Raw genomic sequence first — 5071 nt, 5'->3', positions numbered from 1 at the left:
GGCGACGCCGGCCACGCCGAGCGCGGTCAGGACGGCCGCGCCGAGCAGGATGGGGCGGCGCCGCCGGCCGGGGCGCTGCGGCTGCTCGGCCGCGATGTCGGGGGTGTTCTCGTTCTGGACGGGGCTGTCTTCCTGCACGGCGGACCTTCACAGTCGAGGGGCACTTGACCTCGAAATACTGGTGTCGAGCCGAGTGCGGCCGGGTACCGGGACCGAGCCACCGCCCGGCCGGCCTGCGGCGTCCTGCCCGGATATCTTCCGCCCTGCGGTGTTCCGTCCGTAAATGTGATCATGTGGTCCGGTGCCGTCGGTCACAGTCTGTGGTGTGACCCAGCTGACATCCGTCCACCAAAAACCGCCCGGATCGACAGATCCGGGCGGTCAACGGTCGATACGCAGCGTCAGGACGCGGCTACCTCGCTGTAGATTGCCTCGACTTGCAGCTTGATGTCCACTCCGCGGTCCTGGAGGAACGGCACCGGGTCGATCGGCTGGCCCTTGACATGGATCTCAAGGTGCAGGTGAACGCCGTAGGCGTGGCCGGTCTGACCCACCAGGCCGAGCTGGTCGCCCGCCTTGACCTGCTGCCCCTCCTTGACGCTGACCGCGGAGGAGTGGCCGTAGATCGCCTCACTGCCGTCGGCGTGCTGGACGATCACCGCGTTGCCGTACCCGCCGAACCAGCCGGCCTTGGTGACCACGCCGTCGTGGACCGCCACGTACGGCGTGCCCTCGGGGACGACCAGGTCGACGCCGGTGTGCATCTTGCCCCAGCGGAGCCCGTACGGGGAGTTGAAGTCGTAACCCTGCAGCGGCAGCAGCCAGACCTCGGGCTCGGCGCTGTCCTTGGGGCGGCTGTCCCGGGAGGCGCGGTCGGCGTTGTCCGCACGGGCCGCGGCGTCCTGGCTGGTGACCGACGCCTGCTTGAGCTCGTCGAGGACCGTCGGGCTGACGTCCTTGGCGTCCGGCAGGGCGCTCGCGCCGAGCGCGACGATGCCGGCTCCGACGAACGCCGTGGTGACGACCGCGGCGTAACGGCTGCGGGGTGGGGTGGGCACGCGGCGGCGACCGCGATATCGATCGGGCTCAGACGACAGGCGCTGGCGCACGCACACCCTCCGTTGTCGGGGTTCCGAGGCGGCCGGTGGACGTTCGTGAAGCTCCAGTGAACGTCCGCTGACCGCGTCGTCACCCGTCCATGGACCTGATGACAACCGTGGACACGTTAGCCAACCACCAGGCGAGTCACAAGCCAGAGCGCAGAATTGGCGTGTCGATCTGTCCGCTTGCGTCCCTGATTGTCACGCATCGTGACGTCGAACGGTGCCCTCGTTACTACCCGTTCGTCGCCGACCGTGACCGGTCCGGCGGAGTCGTCCGGCTTGACGGCGAGGCCCGTCGGGTGCCGTCCGACGTCAGCCGTGCCCAGTGGGTTTTCCGGCCCGGATTTCCCGGACCCGGCCGGCCGGGTTACCGTTCGTTCAGGTAAAGGCCGTGGAGCCGGTGAAAGGTGTGCGCTGATGAGCTCTCGTATTCGGGTCGTCGTCGCCAAGCCAGGCCTGGACGGCCACGACCGTGGCGCCAAGGTCGTCGCGCGGGCCCTGCGTGACGCGGGGATGGAGGTCGTCTACACCGGCCTGCACCAGACTCCGGAGCAGATCGTGGAGACGGCCATCCAGGAGGACGCCGACGCGGTCGGCCTCTCGGTGCTGTCCGGTGCGCACATGACGCTCTTCCGTCGCGTCCTGGAGTTGCTCGGCGAGCGGGATGCCCGGGACATCGTCGTGTTCGGCGGCGGCATCATCCCCAACGGCGACATCCCCGAGCTGGAGAAGCTGGGCGTCGCCAAGATCTTCACGCCGGGGGCCACCACCCAGGCGATCGTCGAGTGGGTCCGGCAGAACGTGGCGCAGCCGGTCGCCTGACACGTACCGGCGCGGGTCGTCGGACGGGTCCGGGCACGGGGGAGGGGCCGGACGCACCCCTCACACGTCCGGCCCCTCTATGCACGATGCCCCGCCGCCACCCCTCGACCGACAGGGCATCGGCCGTCTCCCGTCATCGCGCTGATCAGCGCTCCGACACCTGACTCAACGACGCCCCGACGGCCGGGTTACGCACCCCCGACAACATCGCCCGGACGGTTGACGCCGCACGCGCCGGGACCGAAACCGGCCCCGCGTGCTGCCGGGTTGTGCATTACCGCACACCGTGCACCCGCTCGGTTGCCGGCGGTGCCCACCTCGCTAGGCTGCGGCCAACGGCCTGTGTCAAGTGATGACAGGCGTCAAACTGTTTTCTGAACGCTGGTGGCGGCGCGACGGCGCGCCGCGGAGACGGGACGGGACGCGCAATCGTGGACCTGTACGAGTACCAGGGGCGGGACCTGTTCGAGCGGCACGGCTTGCCCGTGCTGGCCGGCGGCGTCGCCACTACCCCCCAGGAGGCCCGCGCGATCGCCGAACGCCTCGGCGGTCGAGTGGTCGTCAAGGCGCAGGTGAAGGTCGGCGGCCGAGGCAAGGCAGGCGGCGTCAAGCTGGCCGAGGGCCCGGATGAGGCGGTGGCCAGGGCCACCGACATCCTCGGCATGGACATCAAGGGTCACACCGTCCACAAGGTCATGATCACGGTGACGGCGGACGTGGCCGAGGAGTACTACTTCTCGTACCTGCTCGATCGGGCGAACCGCACCTTCCTCTGCATCGCCAGCGTGGCCGGCGGTATGGACATCGAGCAGGTCGCCGCCGAGACCCCGGACCGTGTGGTCAAGGCACCGATCGACGCGAACACCGGCGTCGACGAGGCCAAGGCACGGGAGATCGTTTCCGCCGCCGGCTTCCCGGCCGAGGTCGCCGACCAGGTCGTCGAGGTGGCCGTCGGCCTGTGGCAGGCGTTCGTCGCCGAGGACGCCACCCTGGTCGAGGTGAACCCCCTCGCGAAGAACGGCGACGGGCGGATGCTGCTGCTCGACGCCAAGATCACCTTGGACGAGAACGCCGCGTTCCGGCACCCGGACCACGAAGCCCTGGTCGACCAGGCCTCCGTGGACCCGCTGGAGCAGGCCGCCAAGGAGAAGGACCTCAACTACGTCAAGCTCGACGGCGAGGTCGGCATCATCGGCAACGGCGCGGGCCTGGTCATGTCGACCCTCGACGTGGTCGCGTACGCCGGTGAGCGGCACGGCAACGTCAAGCCGGCCAACTTCCTCGACATCGGCGGCGGCGCGAGCGCCGCGGTGATGGCGAACGGGCTGGAGATCGTGCTCTCCGACCCGGCCGTGAAGAGCGTCTTCGTCAACGTCTTCGGCGGCATCACCGCCTGCGACGAGGTCGCCAACGGCATCATCCAGGCGCTGGCCCTGCTGGAGCAGCGCGGCGAGCAGGTCACCAAGCCGCTCGTCGTCCGGCTCGACGGCAACAACGCCGAAGCCGGCCGGGCGATCCTGGACGGCGCGAACAACCCGCTCGTGCAGCGGGTGGACACCATGGACGGCGCGGCCGAGCGGGCCGCCGAGCTGGCAGCTGCGGGGGTCTGATCATGGCTATCTGGCTGACCAAGGACTCGAAGGTCATCGTCCAGGGGATGACCGGTTCCGAGGGCTCCAAGCACACCCGGCGGATGCTCGCCGCGGGCACCAACGTGGTGGGCGGCGTCAACCCGCGCAAGGCGGGCCAGACTGTCGACTTCGACGGCACCGAGCTGCCGGTCTTCGCGTCCGTGGCGGACGCCATGGCCGAGACCGGAGCCGACGTCACTGTCATCTTCGTGCCGCCGCAGTTCACCAAGGCCGCCGTGGTCGAGGCGATCGACGCCGCGATCCCGCTGGCCGTGGTGATCACCGAGGGCGTGCCGGTGCACGACACCGCCGCGTTCTGGGCGTACAACCTGGCGCAGGGCGAGCGGACCCGGATCATCGGGCCGAACTGCCCGGGCATCGCCTCGCCGGGCGCGTCCAACGCCGGCATCATCCCGGCCGACATCACCGGCGCCGGCCGGATCGGCCTGGTCAGCAAGAGCGGCACGCTGACCTACCAGATGATGTACGAGCTGCGGGACATCGGCTTCTCCACCTGCGTCGGCATCGGCGGTGACCCGATCATCGGCACCACCCACATCGACGCGCTGGCCGCCTTCGAGGCGGACCCGGAGACCGACGCGATCGTCATGATCGGTGAGATCGGCGGCGACGCCGAGGAGCGGGCCGCCGAGTTCATCAAGGCCAACGTCACCAAGCCGGTGGTCGGCTACATCGCCGGCTTCACCGCGCCCCCCGGCAAGACCATGGGTCACGCCGGGGCGATCATCTCCGGCTCGGCCGGCACCGCCGAGGCGAAGCAGGCGGCGCTGGAGGCCGTCGGGGTCAAGGTCGGCAAGACGCCGACCGAGACCGCGAAGCTGATGCGGGAGATCATGTCCGGCAACTGAGCCGGCCAGGCAGCATCGGAGGGGGTCGACCGGAAGCGGTCGACCCCCTCCGGCGTACGCGCCCCGACCCGCTCAGTCGTTGTTCCAGAACGGGTAGTTGCCGGTGAGACGCAGGATCGCGCCGCCGATGATGTTGATCACGCCGAACACGATGGCGAGGTATCCGAGCACCGGCGACTGGCCGTAGCGCCGGGCGTCCCGGATGGACAGATAGCCGAAGACGATGCCGAGGATGCCGCAGCAGATCAGGCCCACCACGATGCCCAGCACGCCCCAGAGCGTCGTCCGGTCCCGTCCCCGAGCTGGGGGCGGCGGGTATGCGGTCGTCACAGCTTCCTCCGGGCGCTCGTGGGCGGCGACCGCCCCGGACCGTGACCGGTGCCCGATCCGGGTGACGGCGACGCGCGCCCCCTCTGGGCCGAGGCTAGACCGGAGCGGGCGTCCCGGACCGAGGTTCGGTCAACTCGCCGCCCTTCGGGGCGGGTTAACGGACTGCTCCCGCCCGCGCGACGTGCCAGAGTAGAGCGGATGTCCCCCGTCACCCCTGACCGTCCCAGCCCGTCCCGGCCGGTGTGCGCGCCGACGACCGGCCGGCCGACCGTGCCACGCCGGCCCGACGGGTGCCCGCGCCCCGCGTCGGCGGGTC

5 protein-coding genes are annotated in these 5071 nt (G+C 70.3%); 3 read left to right on the top strand and 2 right to left on the bottom strand.

The genetic code is table 11. The features are described 5' to 3' along the window. Window positions 1-401: 401 nt before the first annotated feature. On the bottom strand, window positions 402-1109 hold the full coding sequence (locus JNW91_RS29565) for a M23 family metallopeptidase (RefSeq protein ID WP_203178798.1): 708 nt from the start codon (window positions 1107-1109) through the stop codon (window positions 402-404). Window positions 1110-1520: 411 nt separating this feature from the next. On the opposite strand from JNW91_RS29565, the gene JNW91_RS29560 reads away from it, so the two are divergent. From JNW91_RS29560 to sucD, 3 genes are all read left to right on the top strand, one after another. Then, the gene (locus tag JNW91_RS29560; protein ID WP_203178796.1) at window positions 1521-1925 is read left to right on the top strand and encodes a cobalamin B12-binding domain-containing protein; all 405 of its coding nucleotides are present in this window, start codon (window positions 1521-1523) and stop codon (window positions 1923-1925) included. Window positions 1926-2356: 431 nt separating this feature from the next. Then, window positions 2357-3535, top strand: a complete 1179-nt coding sequence (gene sucC / locus JNW91_RS29555; RefSeq protein WP_203178794.1) for an ADP-forming succinate--CoA ligase subunit beta — start codon at window positions 2357-2359, stop codon at window positions 3533-3535. Between the two features lie 2 nt (window positions 3536-3537). Further along, window positions 3538-4425 carry a succinate--CoA ligase subunit alpha gene (gene sucD, locus JNW91_RS29550; protein WP_203178792.1) on the top strand — a complete coding sequence of 296 codons (888 nt, stop codon included), beginning with the start codon at window positions 3538-3540 and terminating at the stop codon, window positions 4423-4425. A gap of 72 nt (window positions 4426-4497) precedes the next feature. On the opposite strand, the gene JNW91_RS29545 is transcribed toward sucD, so the two are convergent. Then, window positions 4498-4755, bottom strand: a complete 258-nt coding sequence (locus tag JNW91_RS29545; RefSeq protein WP_203178790.1) for a hypothetical protein — start codon at window positions 4753-4755, stop codon at window positions 4498-4500. Between the last annotated feature and the right edge of the window lie 316 nt (window positions 4756-5071).

Origin of the sequence: Micromonospora parastrephiae (genome assembly GCF_016802865.1) — a bacterium.
Lineage (GTDB): Bacteria > Actinomycetota > Actinomycetes > Mycobacteriales > Micromonosporaceae > Micromonospora > Micromonospora parastrephiae.
The sequence above is the reverse complement of the archived record's forward strand: the minus strand, read 5'-3'. Positions and strand labels throughout refer to the sequence as shown.